This window comes from Pedobacter sp. UYEF25 (assembly GCF_054061655.1).
Genome location: NZ_JBSSEL010000020.1, coordinates 36,237 through 60,353, shown reverse-complemented (window position 1 = coordinate 60,353; position 24,117 = coordinate 36,237). Strand labels below are relative to the sequence as shown.

Annotated in this window: 17 protein-coding genes and 1 tRNA gene; 8 read left to right on the top strand and 10 right to left on the bottom strand. The window is 38.7% G+C overall.

Translation table 11 applies throughout. The features are described from left to right. Nucleotide 1: 1 nt before the first annotated feature. Both ACVWYG_RS16180 and ACVWYG_RS16175 read right to left on the bottom strand, forming a co-directional pair. Nucleotides 2-2,740, bottom strand: a complete 2,739-nt coding sequence (locus tag ACVWYG_RS16180; RefSeq protein WP_457271564.1) for a PAS domain S-box protein — start codon at nucleotides 2,738-2,740, stop codon at nucleotides 2-4. A gap of 540 nt (nucleotides 2,741-3,280) precedes the next feature. Further along, a complete protein-coding gene (locus ACVWYG_RS16175; RefSeq protein WP_457271562.1) occupies nucleotides 3,281-4,396 on the bottom strand; it encodes an acyltransferase family protein in 1,116 nt (371 codons plus the stop codon). Between the two features lie 343 nt (nucleotides 4,397-4,739). On the opposite strand from ACVWYG_RS16175, the gene ACVWYG_RS16170 reads away from it, so the two are divergent. Beyond that, a complete protein-coding gene (locus tag ACVWYG_RS16170; RefSeq protein WP_457271560.1) occupies nucleotides 4,740-4,994 on the top strand; it encodes a hypothetical protein in 255 nt (84 codons plus the stop codon). Between the two features lie 391 nt (nucleotides 4,995-5,385). Beyond that, nucleotides 5,386-5,790, top strand: a complete 405-nt coding sequence (locus ACVWYG_RS16165) for a LytR/AlgR family response regulator transcription factor (RefSeq protein WP_457271558.1) — start codon at nucleotides 5,386-5,388, stop codon at nucleotides 5,788-5,790. A gap of 212 nt (nucleotides 5,791-6,002) precedes the next feature. Here ACVWYG_RS16165 and ACVWYG_RS16160 read toward each other — a convergent pair whose 3' ends face one another. The 5 genes from ACVWYG_RS16160 to ACVWYG_RS16140 all read right to left on the bottom strand — a co-directional run bounded on the left by ACVWYG_RS16160 (nucleotide 6,003) and on the right by ACVWYG_RS16140 (nucleotide 14,192). Next, nucleotides 6,003-6,908: a metallophosphoesterase family protein gene (locus ACVWYG_RS16160; protein WP_457271556.1), complete on the bottom strand. Its 906-nt coding sequence runs from the start codon at nucleotides 6,906-6,908 to the stop codon at nucleotides 6,003-6,005. A gap of 472 nt (nucleotides 6,909-7,380) precedes the next feature. After that, a complete protein-coding gene (locus tag ACVWYG_RS16155) occupies nucleotides 7,381-8,472 on the bottom strand; it encodes an alkaline phosphatase family protein (RefSeq protein ID WP_457271555.1) in 1,092 nt (363 codons plus the stop codon). A 57-nt stretch (nucleotides 8,473-8,529) separates the two neighbouring features. Then, nucleotides 8,530-10,131 carry a SusD/RagB family nutrient-binding outer membrane lipoprotein gene (locus ACVWYG_RS16150; protein WP_457271553.1) on the bottom strand — a complete coding sequence of 534 codons (1,602 nt, stop codon included), beginning with the start codon at nucleotides 10,129-10,131 and terminating at the stop codon, nucleotides 8,530-8,532. Between the two features lie 23 nt (nucleotides 10,132-10,154). Then, entirely contained in the window at nucleotides 10,155-13,430 is a 3,276-nt protein-coding gene (locus tag ACVWYG_RS16145; protein ID WP_457271551.1) for a SusC/RagA family TonB-linked outer membrane protein, read from the bottom strand. 183 nt (nucleotides 13,431-13,613) lie between these two features. Beyond that, nucleotides 13,614-14,192 (bottom strand): phosphonate degradation HD-domain oxygenase, encoded by a 579-nt coding sequence (locus ACVWYG_RS16140; RefSeq protein WP_457271549.1) that lies wholly within the window; start codon nucleotides 14,190-14,192, stop codon nucleotides 13,614-13,616. A gap of 151 nt (nucleotides 14,193-14,343) precedes the next feature. Between ACVWYG_RS16140 and ACVWYG_RS16135 the strand changes: the two genes are divergently transcribed. The 4 genes from ACVWYG_RS16135 to ACVWYG_RS16120 all read left to right on the top strand — a co-directional run bounded on the left by ACVWYG_RS16135 (nucleotide 14,344) and on the right by ACVWYG_RS16120 (nucleotide 18,141). Continuing rightward, nucleotides 14,344-14,922: a helix-turn-helix domain-containing protein gene (locus ACVWYG_RS16135; protein ID WP_457271547.1), complete on the top strand. Its 579-nt coding sequence runs from the start codon at nucleotides 14,344-14,346 to the stop codon at nucleotides 14,920-14,922. 79 nt (nucleotides 14,923-15,001) lie between these two features. Next, nucleotides 15,002-15,685 carry an HAD-IA family hydrolase gene (locus ACVWYG_RS16130; RefSeq protein WP_457271545.1) on the top strand — a complete coding sequence of 228 codons (684 nt, stop codon included), beginning with the start codon at nucleotides 15,002-15,004 and terminating at the stop codon, nucleotides 15,683-15,685. Between the two features lie 6 nt (nucleotides 15,686-15,691). Then, entirely contained in the window at nucleotides 15,692-17,002 is a 1,311-nt protein-coding gene (locus ACVWYG_RS16125; protein ID WP_457271543.1) for a DUF5690 family protein, read from the top strand. Continuing rightward, nucleotides 16,999-18,141 carry a TIGR03364 family FAD-dependent oxidoreductase gene (locus ACVWYG_RS16120; RefSeq protein WP_457271541.1) on the top strand — a complete coding sequence of 381 codons (1,143 nt, stop codon included), beginning with the start codon at nucleotides 16,999-17,001 and terminating at the stop codon, nucleotides 18,139-18,141. The genes ACVWYG_RS16125 and ACVWYG_RS16120 overlap by 4 nt, the downstream gene beginning before the upstream one ends. A 274-nt stretch (nucleotides 18,142-18,415) precedes the next feature. Here ACVWYG_RS16120 and ACVWYG_RS16115 read toward each other — a convergent pair whose 3' ends face one another. Then, complete coding sequence (locus ACVWYG_RS16115; RefSeq protein ID WP_457271539.1) at nucleotides 18,416-20,869, bottom strand: ABC transporter permease; 2,454 nt, start codon at nucleotides 20,867-20,869, stop codon at nucleotides 18,416-18,418. Between the two features lie 562 nt (nucleotides 20,870-21,431). Here ACVWYG_RS16115 and ACVWYG_RS16110 point away from each other — a divergent pair. Then, entirely contained in the window at nucleotides 21,432-21,686 is a 255-nt protein-coding gene (locus tag ACVWYG_RS16110; RefSeq protein WP_457271537.1) for a hypothetical protein, read from the top strand. 290 nt (nucleotides 21,687-21,976) lie between these two features. Here the strand turns inward: ACVWYG_RS16110 and ACVWYG_RS16105 are convergent. Continuing rightward, nucleotides 21,977-22,050 (bottom strand) — tRNA-His (locus ACVWYG_RS16105). A gap of 174 nt (nucleotides 22,051-22,224) precedes the next feature. Between ACVWYG_RS16105 and rnhA the strand changes: the two genes are divergently transcribed. Continuing rightward, on the top strand, nucleotides 22,225-22,707 hold the full coding sequence (gene rnhA, locus ACVWYG_RS16100; RefSeq protein ID WP_457271535.1) for a ribonuclease HI: 483 nt from the start codon (nucleotides 22,225-22,227) through the stop codon (nucleotides 22,705-22,707). Between the two features lie 233 nt (nucleotides 22,708-22,940). On the opposite strand, the gene ACVWYG_RS16095 is transcribed toward rnhA, so the two are convergent. Beyond that, nucleotides 22,941-24,083: a hypothetical protein gene (locus ACVWYG_RS16095; protein ID WP_457271533.1), complete on the bottom strand. Its 1,143-nt coding sequence runs from the start codon at nucleotides 24,081-24,083 to the stop codon at nucleotides 22,941-22,943. Nucleotides 24,084-24,117: the final 34 nt, after the last annotated feature.

Genomic DNA, 24,117 nt, shown 5'->3' with positions numbered 1-24,117 from the left:
TTTACTTTTGATCGTCAAATACAACCGTAAACTCTGTTCCCCGATTAATCTCACTGGCAACCGTTATTGTTCCGCCCAGTGATTCGACTTGTGCTTTTACAATGAAAAGCCCCATGCCTTTGCCTTCCACATGTGAATGAAAGCGACTGTAAAGTCCAAATATTTTACAACCTTGTGTATCCATATCAACCCCTAACCCATTATCCTTAAAAGTAAGAACTATTTTTCCGTTTTCTTTATTGCTTTTTATTTCAATAATTGGAGGCTCATTTTCCTTTGCGTATTTAATGCTATTGCCTATGAGGTTATAGAAAATGCTGTATAGATAAATTTTAAGAGAATAGATTTCGTTGACTTCGGAGAAATCTGTTACAATACGCGCACGATTTTTGGCGATAGCTCCTCCCATCCCCGTAGTGATCTCTTTCGTGAGTGCTGAGAAGAGGATAATCTCCTTTTTTTCGTCGACTTCACTTTTTACTTGTAGGATGTTATTAATGTCTTTAATAACGGCATCTAGAGTGGTTACAGATTTGTAAAGTCCGTTTAAAAGTTCTTTCTGTTCGAGCAGCGTCGTGGTTTCATCTTGCAATAATTTAGTGCAGCCGATGATGTTTGCTGCCGGAGCCCGAAGATTGTGTGAAACAATAAATGTAAATTGTTCCAAGTTAATGTTGCGCTGAATGATATCTGCTGTCATTTTAGCTCGTTCACATTCGGCCTTTTTTTGTTCGGTAAGATCTCTCAAGATGCCGTGGATGTAAAGCGGATTTTGACTTGAATCAAATTCGTATTTCCATTCTGATGAGGCATATCCTATTTCTCCATTTTCTTTTCTAAAACGAAAGTTAAAGGAGGAATCGGCATGCGTGGAAAAAGCATTCTTCAACGTTTTATTGACCGTTGGCGAGTCGTCTGGATGGATAATAGACATAAATACTTTATGAGAAGGCACTACGTTTTCGGATATCCCTAAAATCCTGTAAAATTCAGCAGACCAGCTATGCGCATTGGTCATCATGTCTATTTCCCAACTGCCTACCTGAGCGATTAGTTGTGCTAACTTTAGTTTTTCTTCGCTCCGTGATATTTTTTCCGCTGCAATTTTACGTTCCGTAATGTCCTGAAAACTTCCATATATCTTATTACATTTCCCATTTACAAAAACTGCTTCGCCAATTGTACGCACCCATCTTAAATTCCCTTTAAATGTTTTTAATTGCAATTCTTCATCCCAAGAAATTCCTTTATCGATACATTGCTGTACCCGTTGGGCGATAATGTCCTTGCTAACGCCCGGCGTAAAAAAACCTATCCCGGTGGAGAGATCGGGAATAAAATCCGGTTCCGCCTCGCGAATTTCCTTGGTAATGTCTGACCAGAAGACCGTTCCTTTTAGTACATCAATCTCCCAACTTCCTATTCTTGCTAACCTATTTGATTTTTCTAATAAATCTTCTAAGTTTTTCTTTCCAGAAATATCCGAGATCATTCCCAGCGCACCTTTAAAAACTCCATGTTCATCGAAAACGGGCGTTGCAGAAACTTCTGTAATGACAAGCTTACCTAATTTGGAAATATAATTTAGCTCTATCTTCTCTGCTATCCCCATTTTCCTTCTCTCCAACGCAAATGCTGCTTTTTCTTTACCCGCTGAGTCCATAAAATAGAAATTTTCTTTGCCCAACATCTCCTCCTCTTTGTATTGGAGAATCTCACACATCTTTTTGTTCACAAACGTTGTCTTGTTGTGCTCGTCTAGCAGCCAAATTCCTTCTTGAGCCGTTTCTACAATCTGACGGTACCGAAACTCACTGTCCCGAATTTTAGACTCCGCATTAATCCGCTCTGTAACATCTCTAAAATTTGCAACCATGGCGTTAATCCCTTCAGTCTCCATAAAATTAGTCAGCGTTCCTTCCACCCAGATATAGTTTCCATCCTTCTTTCGCTCGCGCACTAGAGGACTAATTAACGAAACTCCAGGCCGGCTCAATAACTTCTCTATAAATACAGCCATTTTCTCAAAGTCATCGGGATGCACAACGTCTAAAACCTTTAATCCCAAAATCTCCTTTTTAGAATAACCGAATTTTTTGTACAGGGCTGGGCTTGCATAAATGGTATTTCCGGCGGCATTCATCATAGCCACCATATCGGCACTATTCTCTATTACCCCTTTAAAAAACCGCTCACTTTTTTCAATTTCTTTTTTTGATTTTATTTCTTCTGTAATGTCGTTCAAGAAAAAGAACACACCGGTTATATTTCCTGCCTCATTTCGGTAAGGTTGGTAAATAAAATTCATGTAAACATCGTTCAGCGCACCGTCCCGCCCCTTCTTAAGCTTAACCAGTGTCGCCCTGCCACTGTACGGTTCGCCGCATTGATACACGTGGTCTAGAATGTCTACAAATCCTTGCTCAATAATTTCTGGAAGCACTTCTGCAACCGTTTTACCTATGATATCTGTTTTGCCAATCATCTGCAAATAAAGCGGATTGGCCATTTCAAAAACATGATTTGGTCCCTTCAACATACCAATTGCGGAGGGTGCGTTAAAAAGCATTTGGTAAAACTGATTTAATTCTGATTCCCTTTTTTCGTATGCTGAATGCTGATGGCTAAGTTCCTTGTTCTTCAGAACTAGTTTCACTATTCGTTTCTCTTTTTCAGCATTTTCAGAAGCGAGCGCTGTATTGGCAATTTGGAGTTGTGCTATTTGTTTGTCTTTATCCATTTTGTTTTTTGGTTAGTTCTTTTATTCAAAAACCGGACACGGCACTTTAAGGACAAAGAAATTTGATTAAGTAAATAAACCTGACGTAATTGTTAAAAAAAATTCACTTTAAAACTGTTTTGGTTCTCTCTATACATCCACTGATACTATCCTTATGGCATTATTATTACCAAAAGTTCGCAAAATAAAATATTTTGGCCTAACACAAAAATATCTTACACTAAACTTTAATTTATTCTTCATTTAAAAATCAGTTAGATGAATTTGCTCTACTTGATACTCAACTGAGCCTCATTGAAAAATCAGTGTTACAGCGTTGAAAACCGATAAATTTGGGTTTTTTTATCGAACAAAATGAAATCATACACGACCTAGCGAAAGATGTTGAAAAAAATGGCAGAAAACTATCCTTGAAAGTCGACACAACAAGGAATCGACTTTCAAAATTTACAATCCATTGTGATAAAATTTTAACATAGATTAAGCGGAAAAACGGCGCAGGTTTTTGGTAGGTTTTTCTTAAAAGATGGGATTACAACTCTATGCTAGCTTCATTTTCAACCATTTACGCACTGGCTCATCATACCACTTTAAAGCAATATAAGCCAAAGCAATGGCTGCTATTAAAATAAGCAAGGCATAAGGCCATGCCTGTTCCATCCTAATTCCTTTATTATTGCTGATCCATGCTACGTAGAAGTAGACCAATGGATAATGTACCATGTAAAGTGGATAAGATATTTTACCTAAAAAGTTGCACAGCTTATGCTCTTTTTGAGTCTTCATAACGCCACTTGCGCCGATGTATACGATCAGTGGGAAAACGATAATGATGCAAACAGCATCGTAGATTCCATTCATCCAGAGATGGTCTGTACCGCCGATGCGCGGCATATAAAGTGCAATAGCCACTAAAAGACTGCACCATAAAAAGGCATTTCTTATTCGTATTGGCTTAGCAATACGTGAGAGTAAAAGACCCGCAAAAAACGGGTACATGGTTCTGGTAAATCCAATACGCACCTGCTCTACATTCAATGTCCAGCCACCACTCACATCACCGTTGGAGATGGCCAAATGTGCGAGTGCGATGGCAGCAATGAATACTAGAAAACTTAAAGCCATTACAGAAAATTTTCGAATCCAAACCGCGTAGAGAATGTTGGCAATGTATTCGAAAAATAAAGACCATCCTACACTGTTAAGTGGATGCATTTCTTCCCAACCACGAATGTCAAGCGATAATGGCACGGGTAGGATTGTATAACCTATTAACATCACCAATAGCATCTTCCATAAAGGAATGGTATGAATGAGCGGCCATAGCGATGAATCTGTAAAATAAAAGCCTATGGCGCCAAGGGTCATCCCTAAAACCACCATTGGTTGAAGACGTATAATTCGGCGCTTAAAAAAGCTTTTAACGGTGGTGTTTCGCCAACGATCATCGTAAGCGTATCCAATTACAAAACCAGACAATAAAAAGAAAAAATCTACCGCTAAATAACCGTGGTTTACGAATTTATCTAAGTTGCCTGTTGAGAATGGCTCGGCCAAATGAAATGTGACCACTATTATGGCTGCAACACCACGTAGCCCATCTAATATAGGGTAATGTGGCTTGGTAACCCGCTCATTGATTAACTCAGATTTCATGTACGGCTTGGAAAAATTGCAAGTTGTAAAAAATTAGTTAACATTCGGTAATCGGGCTAAAGGTTAATTCGGCGTGGCAAAAAACCGAAAACTTTGAAATTACTGAGGTAGACATTGCAAAGCAACCTTTTCTACAAGCCAACATTTTGCAATAAGAAACGGCCTTTTACAGTCTTAATAAGTTCGTTAACAAACTCAATTCCTCTGCTAATAACGCCCAAAATTGTGTCGAATTTTTGTCTATCTGAAAAAAGTTTTTAGACGCTTAAAAAAATTTTATTTAGAAAATAAGCAAACACTTTACATGGTTTCGAGGTATTAGAAAACGTACAAAAACTCTTGAATGAAACATTCCGCTAAAAAAACAATCGATTATATATTTAACAATTGGGGGAAGATAGAAAAGATTGTTTGTGAACAGGATCTGCATAAAGATGGTGCATTTCTGTTGTTAAAAGAAGGACAAAACGTTGGCACGATAACACGAGTGGAAAATGCTTGGCAGTTTTCTTTAAACAGTATATTTTTACCTTCAGACGCGGCTAAAATTGGCGATTACATTGAAAAACATTTAGCAGTGAACACCAAAAAAAGATAACTGTTTAGGAAAAATCTAAATCTAAAATAAAGGTCAGCTGCTTTAAAACGCAAGTTGATATTCACTGTCGACTGCTAAAAAGCATAATTTTTTATTATTAACACCCTTAAAAGAAACGCCAAAAAGCGGCAGATTATAGGTTTGATACATGCCTTTCTGATAAAGACTAGGAGACTAAAATAAGGTCTAGGCTAATAATAGACAAAAACAGTGTCTTTTAGATGTGATTTTAAGCCGACCCCGAATTAATTCCAGCTAAAAATATTAAAACCCACTAAAAGCAGTTTAACCGCTTCTTAAAAATGTTAAAGATCGTTAATGATAAATATATTTTAAATTAATACCTTTATAGAGGACTAACTTTCCGATCATTACTTCTAAATTAAAGCTTATGAAACAGAATAATCATTTGCCAAGCCGTTGCTTAGTAATCGATGATGATCCGTCTTTTGTCTTTCTTATGTCCAGCTACATTCACGAAATACCGAAACTTCAATTATGGGGAGAATATTTAAATCCCCAAACCGCGATGGAATGCATTACAGAAGAGGACAAAATAGACTTTGTGTTTTTAGATGTTCGGATGGGTAAAATCTCGGGCATAGAAGTGGCAGAATATTTAAGAGATAAAGTTAAATATATTGTCTTTATTAGTGCAAGTGCAGAGTATGTTCAGGAGGCGTTGCGCGTTGGAGGTGATCATTACTTGGTTAAGCCGGTGATGTTTTCTAAATTCTTAGAAACTGTAAACGAAGTATTAAAAAGAAATAGGTATTTAACTGTTTTAGATTTCTAGGTGAAAAAATGCTCAAACAATCGAACGCTATAGGAAATTCTCTTTCCTAAATATGGAGATTTAGATTACGCTATTAAAATTGAATTTCAATAATGCAGAAAATTTCTATCTAACTATTTATTCGGCTATTGAAATAACCAAAATTGTTTAATGGTATGATGTTTTTACCTAAAATCTGAGTTTAGTAACCTGTGAAATTATTACTTTTTATCTTAGTCATAATTTACATATTTTTCCTCGAAACTTCCATCGTCAAATAAATCGATTAAACCATAACCAGGCGCTGTTTCTCTCCTATTGCCTTTCCACCAAGCGCCAGAAACTGCTCCATTGCAGAGGTAAGTAACGTTGTTGTAAACCACCTTATCGCGCATATGCAAGTGACCACTTAACGCTAGTTTTACATTTGGATATTGATAAAAAAGATTGATAATTTTTGCGGTATCGGTATGCATATCACCTCCAAGCATCGTCCATTTATTAACAATATCGTCCTCTATCATTAACAGCGCGGTTAAAATGGGAATGTGCGATAGGATTAAAATAGGAGTTCCCGAATCTGTAGACCTAAGTTCATTTTCCAACCAGTTAAACTGCTCCTCACCAAGTTTACCAATATACCATGTTTGATCAATATCTAGATGCGTACTGTCTAAAACGATAAATTTCCATCCATTTTTAGTAAAGCTATAGTACGGTTTAACTAACTCTAGTTTCGCCATTGAGTATTTTTTCCCATAAAAAGCATTTCCCTTGTTGTCTTCATTCCACCAAATGTCATGGTTCCCCAAGGCATAAAAAGTCTTTAACGAACACTCATTGTTCATCGTATCCAAATGCAGTTTCCATTGCGCATCAATAACAGAAATATTTTCTTTATTCATGTCGAATACCACATCGCCACCATGTAAAATAAAATTTACTTTTGGATATTGCTGTTGAACGTGGTGAAGACACTTGACAAATTTCTCAGGTGCGCCCAGTTCATTTTTCAGGTGTACATCCGTGAGGTGAGCAAGCCGCAAAACGGATTTTTTTTTGCCATGGCTAAATCCAAAATTAATTGCAGGTAGTAAAGCTAAACCGCCCAAACTTTTTACAACAGACCTTCTTTCCATTTTATTTTATAACACGTTTACTTAGACAATTCTAGTCCTTTAATAAATTTTTAACGAGCTCATTATTCGGATTCACTCTCCTAAAATCTTCAGGTTGTGAACGGCATTCAAAGATAGGAAACAAGATGTTGGTAGGGTTATTTGTGTTGAAATTTTCAATTATTTTTCCTTTTTTTTTCAAAAGTTAAATAATCGATGTTTTCTTAACATTAATAAAATAAACCTGTTCTTTAGTAAGTCTTTAATATTAAAATAAACTCTTTTAAACCGCCGGTAAACGATGATCTTTCCTGGAAAATCTTTATCCCATTGGGATGTGGGATTTTGCATGTTATTAAAACTTGTAACACTTTGATGTAGGGAAAGGAATCGAACCTTTAAACTGCTGCCAACCAACTCCCTACAGACGGCATTATTCAAATGCCACTTGAGCTGCCTAATTTATTGAATCAAAAAAATTTCAGTTACTAGCCTATTTTTTAAACACGGTTTTAATCGATTCTCCAACTTCATGGCCTGCATTTGATTTAAAATCCAACCCTAACAATTCTGACATCGTCTGTGCCAATTGTTTATGATAAGTTATGGTCGGCGTTGTTACAACTCCGATTGCAGGTGTATCTGGACCCATAATTGCGAACCAAGTTTGCTCAGAACCATTTATTTCTTTACCATGACTACGCCAGGCTTCAATAGGCATTTCGCCGCGTCCATGATCGGAGGTAATAAGCAACGTGGTGCTGTTTTTATATTGGGGATCGCTTTGAATCATCTCCCATAACGCCTTTATGTAACCATCCTCTTGCTTTGCGCGATCCAGATAAAATTTATAATTTCCACTATGCGCCATGTCATCCGTTTCATCAAAAGCCAAATACATTACTCGTGGCTTATACTGCTTTAAATACTCTTTACCGAATTCGTAGGTAATAAAATCCAGTCGGGTAGAATCGCCCAGATATGTCGGAACGTTATGCTGCAATTCGTTCAAATATTTTAGACGAGGATTTGCATCAGCGTTTTTCAAATCGGCGTAACCGGCATAGACAGGAAGGCCAGAACGGTATGCGTTTAGTATTTGTGGAAATCTCTCCCAAGAGGAGAATGCAATCACTTTCCCCTTAAACCCCGGTTGCTGGTTGATGTATTCTAATACATTTATGTTAGGGTTGGTTATCGGATCGTTGGTGTCCATTCTAGGATCCGGAAACCCAGTAAATATTTCATTATATCCCGGATAGGAAAACCGATAGGGATTGGCGACTTCATTTTTATTCCCCGCATCGCGGTTTCCGTAAAGCTGGCCTTGTTTAGCAATTACCGACCACAGAAATGGAAATAAACGCGTTCGCCGTTCTTCCGGAGTGGATGCCCAATACGTTTTGTTAACATCATCTTTATCGGTGGTAAAAGTAGAATTGATGAGTGTAGAATCGGCTCCGCGATACACATCTTGCCAACGCATACCATCTAGCGTTACCACAATTAAATTTTTAGTTTTGTGCTGTGCGATCGATTGGAGAGTTAACGCTACGAAGGCCACACATAAAAAAGCTTTTTTCATAATTATTCGATAAAATACAGGCGTTATCGCTAAGGCCCAATTTGTGAAAGTATTTATTTATTTCAAAATCCAAATTACTCCATTTATATCATCATTGCCATTAAATTGCGCGTCGAGCGCGGCCTGATAATGCGCCGTATTGGCTGTACGCTCTGCGTCTGGATATTGGAATCGATTCGCTATCCTGCCGCCATTTCCTGTTGCATCGCCGATATTAAATGTTGGTACTCCTGTACGGCGATACGTAAAATAGGATTCCAAACCCGAATGCCTAAACAGCGCCAAGTATTTCTGCTGCAAAATAAAATTTAACCCTGCGCTACCAGCAACATATTTTACGGTTGGCTGCGTGTAATAACCTGTAAAGTTAACGGTTATGTTATAGGTGTCATAATTGGCCAATTTAGTCACATCCGTTGAGCCAGGACGGTAAAAATAGGCGGCAAAGGAACCATTTTCTGGTATTCCATAGGAAGCCATAGAGGCCTTGATACCTGCCACGTAGTAAGTTTCTGCGTTGGCTCCAATTGCCCATCCCCTATTTATGCCTTCTGCAATGTTAAACATCAACTCCGGATAACCGATTTGTATGCTTGGTTCGCCGGTATAAGTAGAGAAAAAATACTTTCGATTGATGAAAGAATATTTCTGTAAGCCTGCGTTGTTGTACATCAATCCAAGATCTAAGCCAGCACCTGCACCTAAAAAAGAAGAAAAATCTGTTGGGCTTTTTCCCTGTTTATCTACAAGATCTCGCGCAGGTTCTGCGGTTACAAAAACACGCGGATCTCTTAAACTAGTGAGCAAGCCCACATAGGTAGAAGACATATTTTTACGTGAACCGCTCTGACCAAAGTTGTTTGGATTTTGCGGATAGTAATTATTTGGCGCCAAAAAAGTGTACTGCAAATTATCGGCCGTGCTTCCCATTAACGGATATTTTGTAGGGTTGTTAATTATGTTTGAGAATCGTGTGATGACTTTTAGATCGGTATCTGATGTTTTTTTGCTTAACTGAACTAGTAAGCGTATTTGTAGGGCATTTACCGTTTTTTGCCATTTGCTTAGGTCATTGTTAAAAAAGATATCGTTTTTTAAAACCGCACCTTCACCTGTGCCCGCAGATGCTGGATTTTTAATGATCGCAGCGAGATCGTCGTTTGCACTTTCCAACCAATCCAGCGATTGCAACATTACTGCCTTCTGAGAATCATAAGCAGGTTCGAGGTTGTTTAATCCTTTTAATGCCTCGGTCATCGGAATATCGCCCATTTCCAAGCTCATCTTACTGAAAAAATAGGCTTTAAAAAGTTTGCCCAGGGCCTCATAAGGATTAATCGCAGCACCACCGGTAGCCGCAGCCTGCTGCTCCATGGCAACTACGTTTTTAAGCGTAGTGTAGTCATCATCACCACTTCCAAAATCGTAGCGATTGTTGCCGTAATAATCATAGTTATACAAATAGTATTGGCTGTAAATTTCCTTCTGACCGTCGGGAAGGTCGGCGAGCTTATTTAAAACGCCATTAAACAATAGGGAAGCGGGTACATTATTAGGTTTGTTGTTATTCTTTGTCAGTTCTTGAAAACTTTTTTTACAACTGGTTACCGAAAGCAGTACGACTGCCAATAGCACATATTTAGTTAATGTCTTTTTCATGTTATATTGCTTTTCCGCTTTTATTAAAATGATACATTTAGGTTAAGGCCATAGCTGCGTACCGTTGGTGATTGTAAACCGGTTGATGCAGTGGCATAGTTATATTGGTCAAGATCAACATCCTTAAAACGTTTGTCTTTGTAGAAGTAAAGCAGATTTCGTCCATAAATGGAGACCGATGCTTTTTCTATAAATGTTTTTTGAAGCAGTTGCTTTGGGAAATTAAAACCTACCGTCACTTCGCGTAATTTTGAGAAGGTTTTACTCATCAGGTTTGCTTCATCAACGTTGTAATACTTGCTTACATAATCTTGTACCAGCGCCTTGCTTGTGTTGGCCGCATATTGCAGGCTTTCGTAGTTAAGTACAGCACCTGTTTTAGAATCATAGTTAATTGAAGTGTTGTTAGATATTACAACACCTTCTCCAACATAGCTGCCATTATAACCTACCTTTCCAAAATTAGACCAGTCTTGGTAACGAGCCGCCCCAATTGCACCTTCTGCGGTTTCGATATTGGACCCACCACGTAAGGTTTTATTGTGCATGTAATCTATAATGACACCACCCACCGCACCATCAAATTGGAAACCAAGACTAAAATTCTTGTATTGAAATTTATTGTAAGTACTCCAATTGTAATCGGCAGTTTCATTACCTAAATACTGTCGTACGGGGTTGGTTAGAGGCTTGCCGGCGGCATCGTTTATAATTTGCCCATCCTGGCTACGTACAAATGCAGTTCCATACAATTTATCTGTACGGTCGCCAGCTTTAAAAAAAGTTGCGTAAGTATCTTGACCTGCAGGCAATTCCTTATAAACCTCTTTGTAGTTGGCTATATTTAATAAAATATCCCAACTAAAACCACCATCCGTTTTTATTGCCGTTCCGTTAAGCGATCCCTCATAACCGGTTTTTTTGGTTTTTAACGCATTGATGTATTCGATGGTATAGCCTGTAGCAGTAGATATTGCATTTGGCAAAATACGCGGACCATCAATGTATTGGAAAGCGGTGCCGCTGAAGCCCAATCGATTTCTCAAAAATTTGACGTCAAACCCTTCTTCGTAATTTACCCTAGTTGAGGTTTTGATTCCGTTTTGAAATAAATAATCTGATGCATATCCAGATGTTTGACTATTATAGGGCTTGTTGGTGCTGTAAGTCGAATTTAAAGAATAATCGGGTCCATTGTATGGTGATGTGTACGTAGTGCCATAACCAAGCGGGTTGTTAAAAAGAGAAGCACCCGTACCGCCACCAAAAACGGTTATAGAGCTGTATGGCGCAGGCCCGATAGTGGTCGATGTAGCATCCGAGCGGATATTGGAGTAGGAAGCTCTCGCTTTCAAGAAGGTGACCAGTGTCGGCAATTTAACATAATCAGATACAACTGTGGCCATCGATAAACTTGGGTAGTAATAGGTTGTTGGCAATTGAAAAGCCGAAGATTTATCGATCCGCCCAGTACTAGAAATCGTTGCGTATTTACCAAAAGTTGCATCTAATGAATAATAAGCACTGAGCACGCGCATGGCAGAATTAAAGCTTGTTGCTTGTATTGGGTTTTTTGAATTGCTAAATGAATAGACCTCAGGCACATTTAAATAATCTGTAGATACCCAGCTTGAATTGTATGAAAGGTTGCGCATGTTACCACCTACCAGACCAGAAAGGTTCAAGAATTTTTTAACTGTATAATCGTAATTAATCATTAACTCGGTATTGTTGTCGAACAGCTCTCGTCTGTCTTCGCGGTAGTCGCCCTCGTTGCCTTCCCTCCCATAAGGATGGGCCGAAAACGGCAAGTTTTCGGTACGTAAGATATTATAGGTATCTATCTGCGAACGCAGCGTTGCATTCAAGTGATCGTTAATTTTATAATTACCTGAAAGATAGCCATATACATCATTTTTATAATGGCCGCGTGTCCACTCCTCTACCATAAACCAAGGGTTGTGGTAGCGCGTATATTCTGCAAATTGCTGTTGTATACCTTCTTTACCAGGTTGCCAAATCGCTTTTATGTCTGGTGCATTTACATTCCAATCGGCACCGGTCCAAATTGCTACTCCATAAATTAAACTGTTGGGACCATAAGATACATCCGGAAAATTATCTGTCGATTGACGGTTGAAATTAACATTTCCCTCAAATTTCCAACGAGGGTTTGGGTTGAACGAGGCATAGATATTTGCATTGGCAATGTCTAAGTATTGCGCAGGGATATAGCTGTTTTGATGTTGCTGAGAAGCAGAAAAACGGACGTTATAGGTATCTCCATTAGCGCTTAACGCAATATTGTTATTGGTTTGATAGCCTGTGCGTAAAAAATTGGCTAAGTTGTCTGCTCCACGTGCAGTATAAGGCGTTGCCTGACGCACACCGTTAACAACCGGGCTGTCATATTGGGGAATAAGTTGTCCATTAAAATATGGCCCCCAAATGTCATAATCTGCATCTACGCCACCTGGCGCTCCACCTTTTCCATCAACAAATTCATAAAAAGTATTTTCTCCCGCCCCATAAGAATGCTGCAATCTAGGAAAGGCTAGAAAGCCTGAATTTATTACTGTACTGCTGTTGACATCAACCGTTAAGCCTTTTTTATTCTTGTTTCCCTTTTTTGTGGTTATAAGAATGGCGCCGTATGAGGCACGATTACCATATAAAGCAGCTGCTGCAGGACCTTTTAAAATTGTGTAGCTTTCAATGTCATCTGGACTTATATTGTAGGTATCTGTATTTATTGGGAAACCATCTACCACATATAATGATATGCTATTTCCACGAATACTTACATTTGGATTGCCTAACAACTCTGCCGAAGGGCCTACAGTTAACCCTGCAACTTTACCAATTAAACCAGCAATAGGGTTTGGATCTCGTGCAAGCGTAAGGTCTTCACCTTTCACTGTAGATACAGCGTAACCTACGCGACGAGTTTCTTTTTTAACACCTAATGCGGTTATAACCACATCAGTGAGGACTTTATTATCGCCGACTAGATTAACAACTATGTTTCTTTCAGCGCTTAAGATAACCTCTTGCGAAGTAAAACCTAAAAACTTAAAGACCAACACTTGCCCCGTATTTGCAGTGATGGTAAACCGACCGTAAACATCGGTAGTTGTTCCCAGAGTTGTGCCTTTAAGCATCACACTAACTCCAGGTAAAGGCTTGGTTTCATTATTTACAATTCCTGTAATTTTTGTTTGAGCAAACAAAAAAATGGGCGAAAGGCAGCATACAAATAGTATAAAAAGCCGTTTTAAATTTGGGTAAAATTGTTTCATCTGCTATTTAAATCTCTTGTTAAAAATTTGATTTTAATTTGCAGCAATACTAGACTTTGTTTATTATTTGTAAATAAAGTTTAGGTTAATTAAACTTTATGAATTTGTTTAGATAAAATTAAGGATAGGCAGAAATGGTAACAAAATAGCCATATAGATGTGTATGTAAATTAACAGTGGAGTTTACATACGTTGCTTAAGATGATTGATGGCCATTTTCTTTAAATGCATCAGGTTATCAATTGGGAGGTTCTGTGTTTTTGCTTCATCATCCCAATACCGCATTCGAATCATTAAAGCAGCATCTGCATCGAGATCAAACGCTGCCGCTTCTGCTGCACTCATTGGACCGCCTTGAAAATTTAGTGTGGCTTTACTTGCCATTGAAAGTTTTTCGAAATAATCTGGATTTTTATAAGTTAAGTATCTCTTAGCTATTACGTGTCCTTGAACAAGTTTGGCTATTCGATCGGAAAAACACCGCTCAAGTAAATAATCTGCGCCTAGCTGCTCATGGTCTACGTTACCCATCCCATCCATGCTCCCTGTAGTTTCTGTAACACAAAGGTGACCGATGTCGTGAAAGAAAGCGGCCAGAACAACTTCGTCGTCGTTCCCTTCTGCTGCCGCAAGAGCTGCTGCTTGAGACATGTGCTCAAGTTGCGAAACAGGTTCTCCGATATAATCTTCGTTGCCGTGCAATTTATATAAAGCAAAAATCTCGTTTACAATTTGCTCAGCATTACATTTACCTTTCGACATGTTTTTTTTCCAGCAAAAGTAAATCAAGCAATATTATGCTAAAATTAAATCTGCAACATATCATCCTCCCAAAATTAGTTTGATCTAAATATTTTGTCAGGTTTAAATTTATTATCTACTTTACAGGTGTTCAAACAAATATCTAAGACGGATGGAAGACGATGTGCTGATACAGATCAGTAACCGGATAAAAACTAGGCGGCGGGAAAAAAACATCACCATACAAGAATTGGCTTCCAGAGCCAATGTGAGTAAAGGCCTTATTTCCCAGATAGAAAACAGCCGTACCGTTCCCTCTCTTATGGTTTTGATAGACATTATTAAGGGGTTAGAGATTGATATGAAAGTATTTTTCAAAGACATCCACGCTGGCGGTAAAAATTTTCCACTCATCATTCGAAAAAAGGCCGAGTATGAATATTTTGAAAAGGAAGACGCAGAAGGTTTTCATTATCACCGAATATTTACCCAATCGATTAAAAAATCTACTGTTGACATTGTACTATTAGAATTGGCTCCAAATGCCAAACGTCCAATGGTAGAAACGAACGCTTACGAATACAAATATATAATTGAAGGTAAGATAGAATATGTATTTGACGAGGTCTCCTACATCTTAAACAAAGGAGACTCTATGTTGTTCGATGGTCGATTGCCACATACTCCAAAAAATATAGGCTTGAAAAAGGCAATTATGATGGTGATCTATTTTTTTGAGGAGAACGAATAAACTTAATCCAAACTTAACCTTAAGTTAGTTTATTATTAATAAACATAGTTTAATATTGCTAAACATTTAAAATTTAGCAATGCCCATTAAACTTGTTGTTTTCGACATGGCCGGAACTACGGTCAAAGACCCAAATGAGGTAACAAATACCTTCAGATCTTCACTCGAAAAATTCGGCTACTTCATCAGTAACGAAATGATTAACCCTTTAATGGGTTATGAGAAAAAAGTAGCAATAACTAAAATGTTGCAAGATGTCGAGCCGGATCCTGCTAAAATAACCTCGGAGTTAATAAGTGGCATCCATCAGGAATTTGTAAAACTGATGATTCAACATTATCAGCAGACACCTTTAATCGAAGCGCTACCGAACGCCGAACAAACCATGCAGCAGTTGAAAGCCCGTGGGATTAAAATCGGTATAAATACAGGGTTTTCCAAAAACATCGCAGACACGATAATTGAACGTTTGCAGTGGAGAGAAAAAGGGCTATTTGATTACCTCATAGGGTCTGACGAGGTACCAAACGGTCGGCCAGATCCTGCCATGATCCACCAAATGATGCATTTAGCTAACCTAACAGATGCGCAGGAAGTTGCGAAAGTTGGCGATACTGAAGTTGATGTGCGCGAAGGGCAAAATGCGGGTTGCAAATATGTTATTGCGGTAACCACTGGCGCCTTTTCCAGACTACAACTGGAGCCTTATAAGCCTACGCATATTATAGATGACATTGCAGATGTAATCAGCATCATTATTTAACCTGCCATGCAGTTTATTCTCCGACTTAAAGCGCGAGTAGCTAAGTTGCCTTACGCTTTTATAGCAATAACAGCCGCAATTTCTGCTTTTGGCGCATATACATCTATGTATGCTTTTCGCAAGGCGTTTGCGGCCGGCACTTACCCCGGAGAAACGTACCTGCACATAGATTATAAGGTTTGGTTAGTGATTGCCCAAATTGTAGGCTACACCTTAAGTAAGTTTTACGGCATCAAATTTATTGCCGAAATGAGAGGCGCAAAGCGAGGTTTAACCATTTTAATGTTGGTAGGAATTGCATGGCTTGCCTTATCGGGCTTTGCTTTAGTCCCGGCGCCATACAACATTTTATTCCTGTTTATTAATGGCTTTCCGCTTGGGTTAATATGGGGCTTAATATTTGGCTACTTGGAAGGCAGGAAATCGACCGAATTTATGGCGGCAGTGCTCTCTATTAGCTTAATATTTGGATCGGGTTTCGTGAAAACAATCGGGCAAACCCTCATACATACCTACCACGTAAGCGAGTATAACATGCCGTTTTTAACAGGTGCATTATTCGCCATACCACTTATATTTTTTGTCTTTATCCTTGAATTGATGCCCCCGCAAACTGCCGAAGACAAGGTGATGCGTGCAGAACGTTTACCGATGAACAAAACGGAGCGAAGAAATTTTATCATTCGTTTTTTACCAGGCATTATACTTACCCTCATTGTCTATGTGTTGCTTACTGTGATGAGAGATATTAGGGACAACTTTGAAGTAGAAATCTGGAACAGTTTGGGCATACATGATAAGAATATATACGCCCGAATAGACACGCGGATATCAGTTGTTGTGCTGATTGCGATGAGTCTTTTAATATTGGTGAAGAAAAACCTACGTGCTTTTAGCATTATCCACGTGTTCATTATTGCGGGATGTGCATTGGTTGGCGTATCAACTTTTATGTTTTCGCAACAATTGATAAGTCCTGTATCTTGGATGACGATGGCCGGCTTAGGACTATATCTTGGATATGTACCCTACAATGCCATTTTCTTTGAACGGATGATCGCAACCTTTCGCTATAAGAGCAATGTAGGGTTTATCATGTACATCGCAGACTCCATGGGTTACTTAGGAAGCGTAACTGTATTACTGGTAAAAGAATTGGGCCGCCCCAACATCAGTTGGGGCGACTTTTTTAAGGAAGGCGTAATGGCAGTTGCTATAGTTGGAGGAGTTTGTGCTTCCTTATCTTTTATCTACTTTTTTCAATCGGCACGTAAAAAACCAGCGGCCGAACACGATCTTAATTTTTCTACGATATGAGCAAACCATCGGCAATAATAATTGGTGCAGGAATTGTCGGACTGGCGACAGCGCGCGCCCTGGCAACGAGAGGCTATCAGGTTTCCGTTTTTGAAAGGAACGAACGTGCGGTTGGGGCATCTATTCGCAACTTTGGGATGGTTTGGCCCATTGGACAGCCTACCGGACCTTTGTTTGATCGAGCCATGTTATCGCGCAGCATTTGGAAACAGATTTGTGAGGAAGCCAATATATGGTGCGATGAAGTCGGTTCATTACATTTGGCTTATCAAAATGATGAGTTGGACGTAATGGAGCAATATGCGGCCGTTAACGAAGGCAAAAGAGACTGTAGTTTGCTCACGCCATCAGAAACTTTAAAGAAGTCGCCGGGGGTAAATGTACTCGGCTTAAAAGGCGCACTGTGGAGCGAAACGGAAATGATTGTAGAAGCCCGAGCTTCCATTGCAACTATTGCCTCTTACTTGACCGAAAAATACGACGTACATTTTCATTGGAATACGGCGATAAGCCAAATACAAAGCAACAAAGTAACATCAGGCAGCCAGTGTTGGCATGCCGACGAAATATTTATTTGTAGCGGCATCGAGTTTGAAACACTCTATCCGGAATTATTTGCCCAACAACAGATAACAAAATGTAAACTGCAAATGATGCGCTTGATTACCCAACCGGGCAATTGGCGCATTGGCGCAGCCTTATGTGGCAGTTTAAGTCTGATTCATTATCCAGGATTTCAATCAGCAACCGCTCTAACAGCACTTCGTAAACGTTACGAACAACAATATCCCGACCATTTGAAGTGGGGAATACACGTAATGGTAGCTCAAAATCAAATCGGCGAGCTCACCGTTGGCGACTCCCATGAATATGGAGCTGTACATGATCCATTTGATAAAGATTTTATCAATCAGATGATATTAAACTATCTTAAAACGTTCACAAATTTGAAAGATAGTCGTGTTATACAAACGTGGAATGGAACTTATGCAAAGATGACCAATGGCCAAACCGAACTTATTTTAGACGCAGAAGCCGGTGTAACCATCATCAACGGACTAGGCGGTAACGGCATGACATTGTCCTTCGGACTTTGCGAGCAATTAATAGCGTCACGGGTAGATGGTCGCAACCGTTAAATTTAGATTCATAGTTATTAAAGCGTTAGCGTTAACTAAGAATTAGCAGGCGCATGACATCAAAAAATATAAGAATTAAATCAATAGCTGATAGAACTGGGAATACCCATCATTACAATGATGATGAGAAACATAACGTTTTAAAATGGCCACATAAAAATCGTTAAAAAGTTGATAGCTAAAATAATAATTCTGCCAATCAGAAACTCTCATCCGCAGCAGTGATTGTCCTTTTCTTTTCCAAAGCTGTAAATGCTGCTTTACAGCCCTTGTGCTAATCGTTTCTTAAACTTTTTACGGGATTTTCATTAGCGGTCTTTAATGTTTTAAAGCTCATGGTAAGTAAAGCAATTAAAATCATACCTATCCCACTAATCAGAAATAGCCACCAACTAAGTGTTGTTCTGTAAGTAAAATCTTCAATCCACTTGTTAACGCCCCACCATGCAATTGGTAAAGCAATGACAAATGCCAATCCTACCAAGCCCAGAAAATCTAAACAAAGCAGTTTTGCAAGTTGTACCACCGATGCTCCCAAAACTTTTCTGATGCCAATTTCTTTGGTTCTCTTTTCGGTGGTGTAAATAACCAACCCCAGTAAACCTAAACAACTTATGAGAATAGACAAACCTGTTGCCCAATTTAAAAGTGATGCCATTCTTGTTTCACTTTTGTAGAATTTCTTTATGGATTCGTCCACAAAAGTGCATTCGAAATCTTCGCTTGGATAAACCTCCTTCCATGCCTTATTTACTTTGTCAATTGTGGCCGCCCAATTCTCAGGATGCTCTTTTTGCAGCGCAATGTGAACAAACTGAAACTGACTCATCCAATGTCTGCCCCAATCGCCAATTAAAGCCATAGGCAGAATACCCGACCTCAAAGAGCGCTGATTAAAGTCGGCAACCACCCCGACTATTGGATTTTGTTTGTTGCTGTTCCCATCAAAAATAGTTTTTCCGATCGCGTCTTGTGGATTTTTAAAGCCCAGTGTTCGCATCAAAGCTTCATTTATTACAAGTTCTTTCGTGGTGTCTGAAATTAAATTCCTTCCTGCCAAAAGCTTCAATTGGTAGAGGTTAAGATAGCTCGTATCTCCATACAAAAATTGGAGTTCTGTATGCACTTCTCTTTTTCCGTCTTTGAAGTCTATTCCGGTAGAATGAGTATTGCCCGATGCAGGTGCATTTCCACCCAAACTAGCTAAATTAACTTGCGGAATGTCTTTTATTTTCTGCAATAATAACCTTCGTTTATTAAAGTCTTGATTGGACCACGGAGTTCTAACATATGCAACTGCTGCAGTTTTAAATCCCATGTCTTTGTTCAATAAATAATGAATCTGTTTCCCGACAAGCAGCGTGGCCATGATAAAAACTTGCGCAATCACAAATTGAAACACCGTTAATGATTGGCGAACCGTCGATTTGCCCGATCCTGACTTTGTATGTCCCTTTAATACAGAGATAGGCCTAAACTGCGTTAGCACGAATGACGGATATAAACCCGATAAGATTGAAACTATAATGACTAACAAAATTACATACAAAATGATTGTTGGGTTTGACAACAGCGAAAACGTTAAACCTATCGGGAGAAAGTCAGCAAATAGTTTGAGCAGCAGCGCCACCAATAAAAAAGAAACGAGTGTTGATAGAAAAGTCAAGAAAAAAGTTTCTCCCATAAACTGAAACATCAATTGCTTTTTAGAACTTCCTAAAGTTTTACGAACGCCTATTTCTTTCGCCCTTTGAGCGGCTTGGGCAGTGTTGAGATTGATAAAGTTGATACAACCCAACAGTAATAGGAAAGTTGCCACAAGTACCAAACTCATTAATACTTTTCTACTAGCTTGCGATTCGCTCGACTCAAAAGAACCATAGTTGGCATTAAAATGGATGTCGTTTAGAGGTTGCAATTGAAAATCTCGTCTGGAACCATACTTCTTTGCCTCCTCAGATTGATGGGCTCTTGCCAGAACTTGCAATTGGTTTTTTACCGCATCTACGCTATTACTATTTATTAGTTTTAAAAACAACTGCGTGGCCGAATTGGTACTGTTCCAATTATCGCTTGTAAAATCTCGTCTCAATTCTGATTGAAAACCCGTCTTTAAAGAAATAAATTCCTTAAAATTAAAATCAGTTCTTTTTGATAGATCGGCCACGACACCTGCAACCTTAGTGCTGACAGAATCATTGTAAACCAACGTTTTTCCAACGATCTGTGTGGGCGCTAGTTTAGGGAAATACTTCTGTGCCCTACTGGCAGTCAATACCACTTCATTGGGTAACGTCAGGGCAGTATTAGGAGCGCCAGCCAACCATCTATAATTAATAAGTTTAAAATAATTATTGTCGGCGTAAATTACATTTTCGGGATTCTTAAAGATCGTTTCGGCAGTTTTATTTTGTACTTTGGACGGCTCAGCCTGAAAAAACGTGCTCGCTAATCGTACTCCAATCATCCCGTCTCCAAATACTTTTGTAAGTGGAACGGCCACACCAGAACTATAGCCCACATCACCGTCGCCAATGAAGTTTGTGGTTACTCGATAAATAAGATTTCCATCTTTTTGAAAAGTATCGAAAGTACTTTCAAAATAAACCATCATCCCAATAACCATCGAAGCGCTAACTCCTATAGAGAGACTAATGATGTTAATCAAGGAAAATATTTTGTTTTTCCAGATGGTTCGCCAAGCGATTTTAAGGTAATTCTTAAACATTTTCGTACGTATTGTTATTAGCTTATCAGGGTTGGTTTAAATCTATAAGATGTTTTGATAGTGTTTTTTTTGCAATGTTGATCTGCTCTTTTATCTTTAGCCTATGAAGTCTATTTTGCATCGTTGTGCACCAAGTACTTTTAAGCGCTAACCATTGAAAGTGCAGCTTGTCTATTAATTCTGTCTAACATGCGTGAATATTATGCCACCACTATAAAACATTGTTTAATAGTGTTTTATATAATTAAAAAGAATTTTACCGTTCGATACTGATACAACATATGTGCGGTAATGATACAGGTTTTTAATTGTCTACGTTCGAAATGGGCTAGTCAGACTCACTAAAAGCGAATGGCTAAATGCTTGAGTCCTTGGTTCGTGTCTTCACGAAACGACTCCCGGCCGAGAAAGTGGATTCAAAAATAAGTATGATCTACCGTTCGGGATGCGCAAGCTTAACATCCCGAAGAGCAGATTTATAGGCGGTCATAATAAAACTTTATCGGATGGACAAGATGCTTATTTAATCAAATAAATAAAATTTTTAACTTGCGTGACAGTGATGGAAAAGGAAAATAAAATAATAGAAATATTTAATAGTTATCGTAAAATCGTGTTTATGGTTCAAAACGATCTTCTATTTACGGAGTCAATGCTCGACGCTGCACTTACAAAATTCAAGAAAAGCAACTATGATAAGTTACAGTCTATTATCTATGCCGTTTACGACATGGAGCATAATACTGAACATGGTCTTCTAAAATCATTTGGAGAAGGAAATTATATTTGTGTAGAGGATCTTCCCACTTACAAATAAAGGTTTCTCTCATGGACATTAAACCTTACCATTCAAAAAATCTATTTTTACAGATTTTTGTACCATGAACCATTGAGTAGTGTTTATCCCTAGTAGAGAAATTTGAAAGTTTTTTACTAGGTATGTTTTTTGCCGATTTATTTTAATTGAATGTTGATTTATGACAAAGATGGGTATCGAAGCACAAACCTCAACAGTATTGCAGCCATAACCTAACTGAAAAACAAGAAGTTACAAGGATATAAAAAAGGGGGAAAAATCTTAAAATTTGACTTTTTCCCCCGACGATGGGTGGATGATGGGGCTCGAACCCACGACCCCCGGCACCACAAACCAGTGCTCTAACCAACTGAGCTACAACCACCGTGTTTTTTTCTGCTACAAAAGTACGACTTTTAAAATCTCTTACAACTATTCTTTTAAAATCGCTATTAAATTTATTGTAAGCGCTTAACTGTCAATAAAATTGATTTTTTATGGCAACGTTTGTTGGAAATACTTAGGTTGTTTTGATTAGCAATCTTAGTTTTGCAACAACATGATAGAAATTTATACAGATGGCTCGTCAAGTGGCAACCCTGGGCCTGGCGGCTACGGGACCATTTTGCGCGCTGGAGAACATTACAAGGAATTGAGCGGTGGTTTCAGAATGACCACCAATAACCGGATGGAGCTACTTGCAGTTATAGCAGGCTTAGAAGCAATTAAAACCTCCGGGGCAGAAGTACAAGTATTTTCTGATTCTAAATATGTGGTGGATGCAGTGGAAAAAAAATGGGTTTTTGGTTGGGTAAAGAAAAATTTTGCTGGCAAGAAGAATAAGGATTTGTGGCTAAGATTTCTCTCCGTTTATAAACTCCACAAGGTTAAATTTACATGGATTAAAGGCCATAACGACCATCCAGAAAACGAACGTTGCGACAGCTTGGCGGTTGCCGCAGGCAAAGACACAAAAAACCTCAAAATAGATGCCTTTTTCGAAAACGAACAGCAAAAGCCGAGCGAACCAAAAATGTGGTGAAAGTGTAGCAGCTCAAATACGCCTTTAAATTTTTGACAAAAATTACCAAGTTACCGATATCAGCGGCAGCTTTTCTTCGCTTCTAAATGCATTTTTCACTTAATTTAGTGAAAAAATCTTCAGAACCTCAGTCTCAGTTAAGTCGATAAATTTCTTAAAACGATTTTTAAACGACTTTTTCATTTTTACTAAAATGGCCGAAAAAAATTTGGATTTTAGGCGCTTATAAGTTTCTAGTTATCAAATCTTCTGTGCAACAGTTCATAGAATTGATCTACTGTACCCTGCTTGCCTGCCCAATTGTTTTTGCCCGAATAATTATTACGCAGAAAGTTTTCGGCATTTTCAAAAGTGGTCATTTTATTTACCAACTCGATGGCCTCACTGTAGGCCATGTTATACCCGCCAAAAAGGTCTTTTATAAAGAGCATTTTTTCATTTAGATTGATGGCACTTTTCAAATCTGAAATCGGTGCTTTTTGGCTTACGCTCGGTTTAGTATTTGTTTTTGCCAGCAAATCATTCAACGTGGTTCCTTCTTTTTTCTCAAAAATATTGGCAAGAGGTGCTGTCCGCACTACCTCAGGACTAAAACTTGGAACATTGCTTGCACCTGATGAACCGGTCAAACTGCCTTGCAAATCAATTCCATTTCGCTCGCTACGTTCTGCCTTTTGTGGAGACGAAATGGGCTCGGGTGCAACTTCTTCCTTTTCTACTTCCTCTTGCTCAAAAGAATTGTTACTGTCCATATCAACGTCGACACTTTCTTCATCAGCTCCATGAATTAAAAACGGCTCTGGGCCAATTTCATCTTCTTCAATTGCCATGGCTTCAGAAACTTCGTCATGCAGCTGCGGGAGCTCGTTTTCACGCGCCGCCATTTCGTGTTCTTTCACATCACCCCTAGCGGCAACCACTTTTTCTAATTCAAATTCGAATGAACGATCATCTAGATCGGGCTTAAAAAAATCATCGCTCTTACTTTCTGCTACCTTCTCATGAATTTGCTCTTCCTCTTCGCGTTCAATTTTTGACTGAATGTCTACTCGCTCTTCTTCCTGCTCTGCCGCTACTATTTCTTCAAGAGCCATGGTTTCAGCACCATTATCGCTCTCCGGCGACAGTGCGGAAGGGACAATGTGCATCACCTCGGTTATAGACTTTTCGCTGATCTTTTGCTCATTTTTTAGATTAGAAATATGTAACTTTTGGATAATTTTCACATGATCTGCAAGAAAATCAGCATTTGCTAAAAATAGCTCGACCTCCAAATCATTCAGTTCATTGCTATCCCTTGCTAAATATTCATATTGTTGATTCAGTTCTGCTAAAATATTGCCGATCTTATTAAAAATTTCTTGTTGCGTCATCATGTTTTTAAATAGATTTTTTCGCCGATTTATGTTG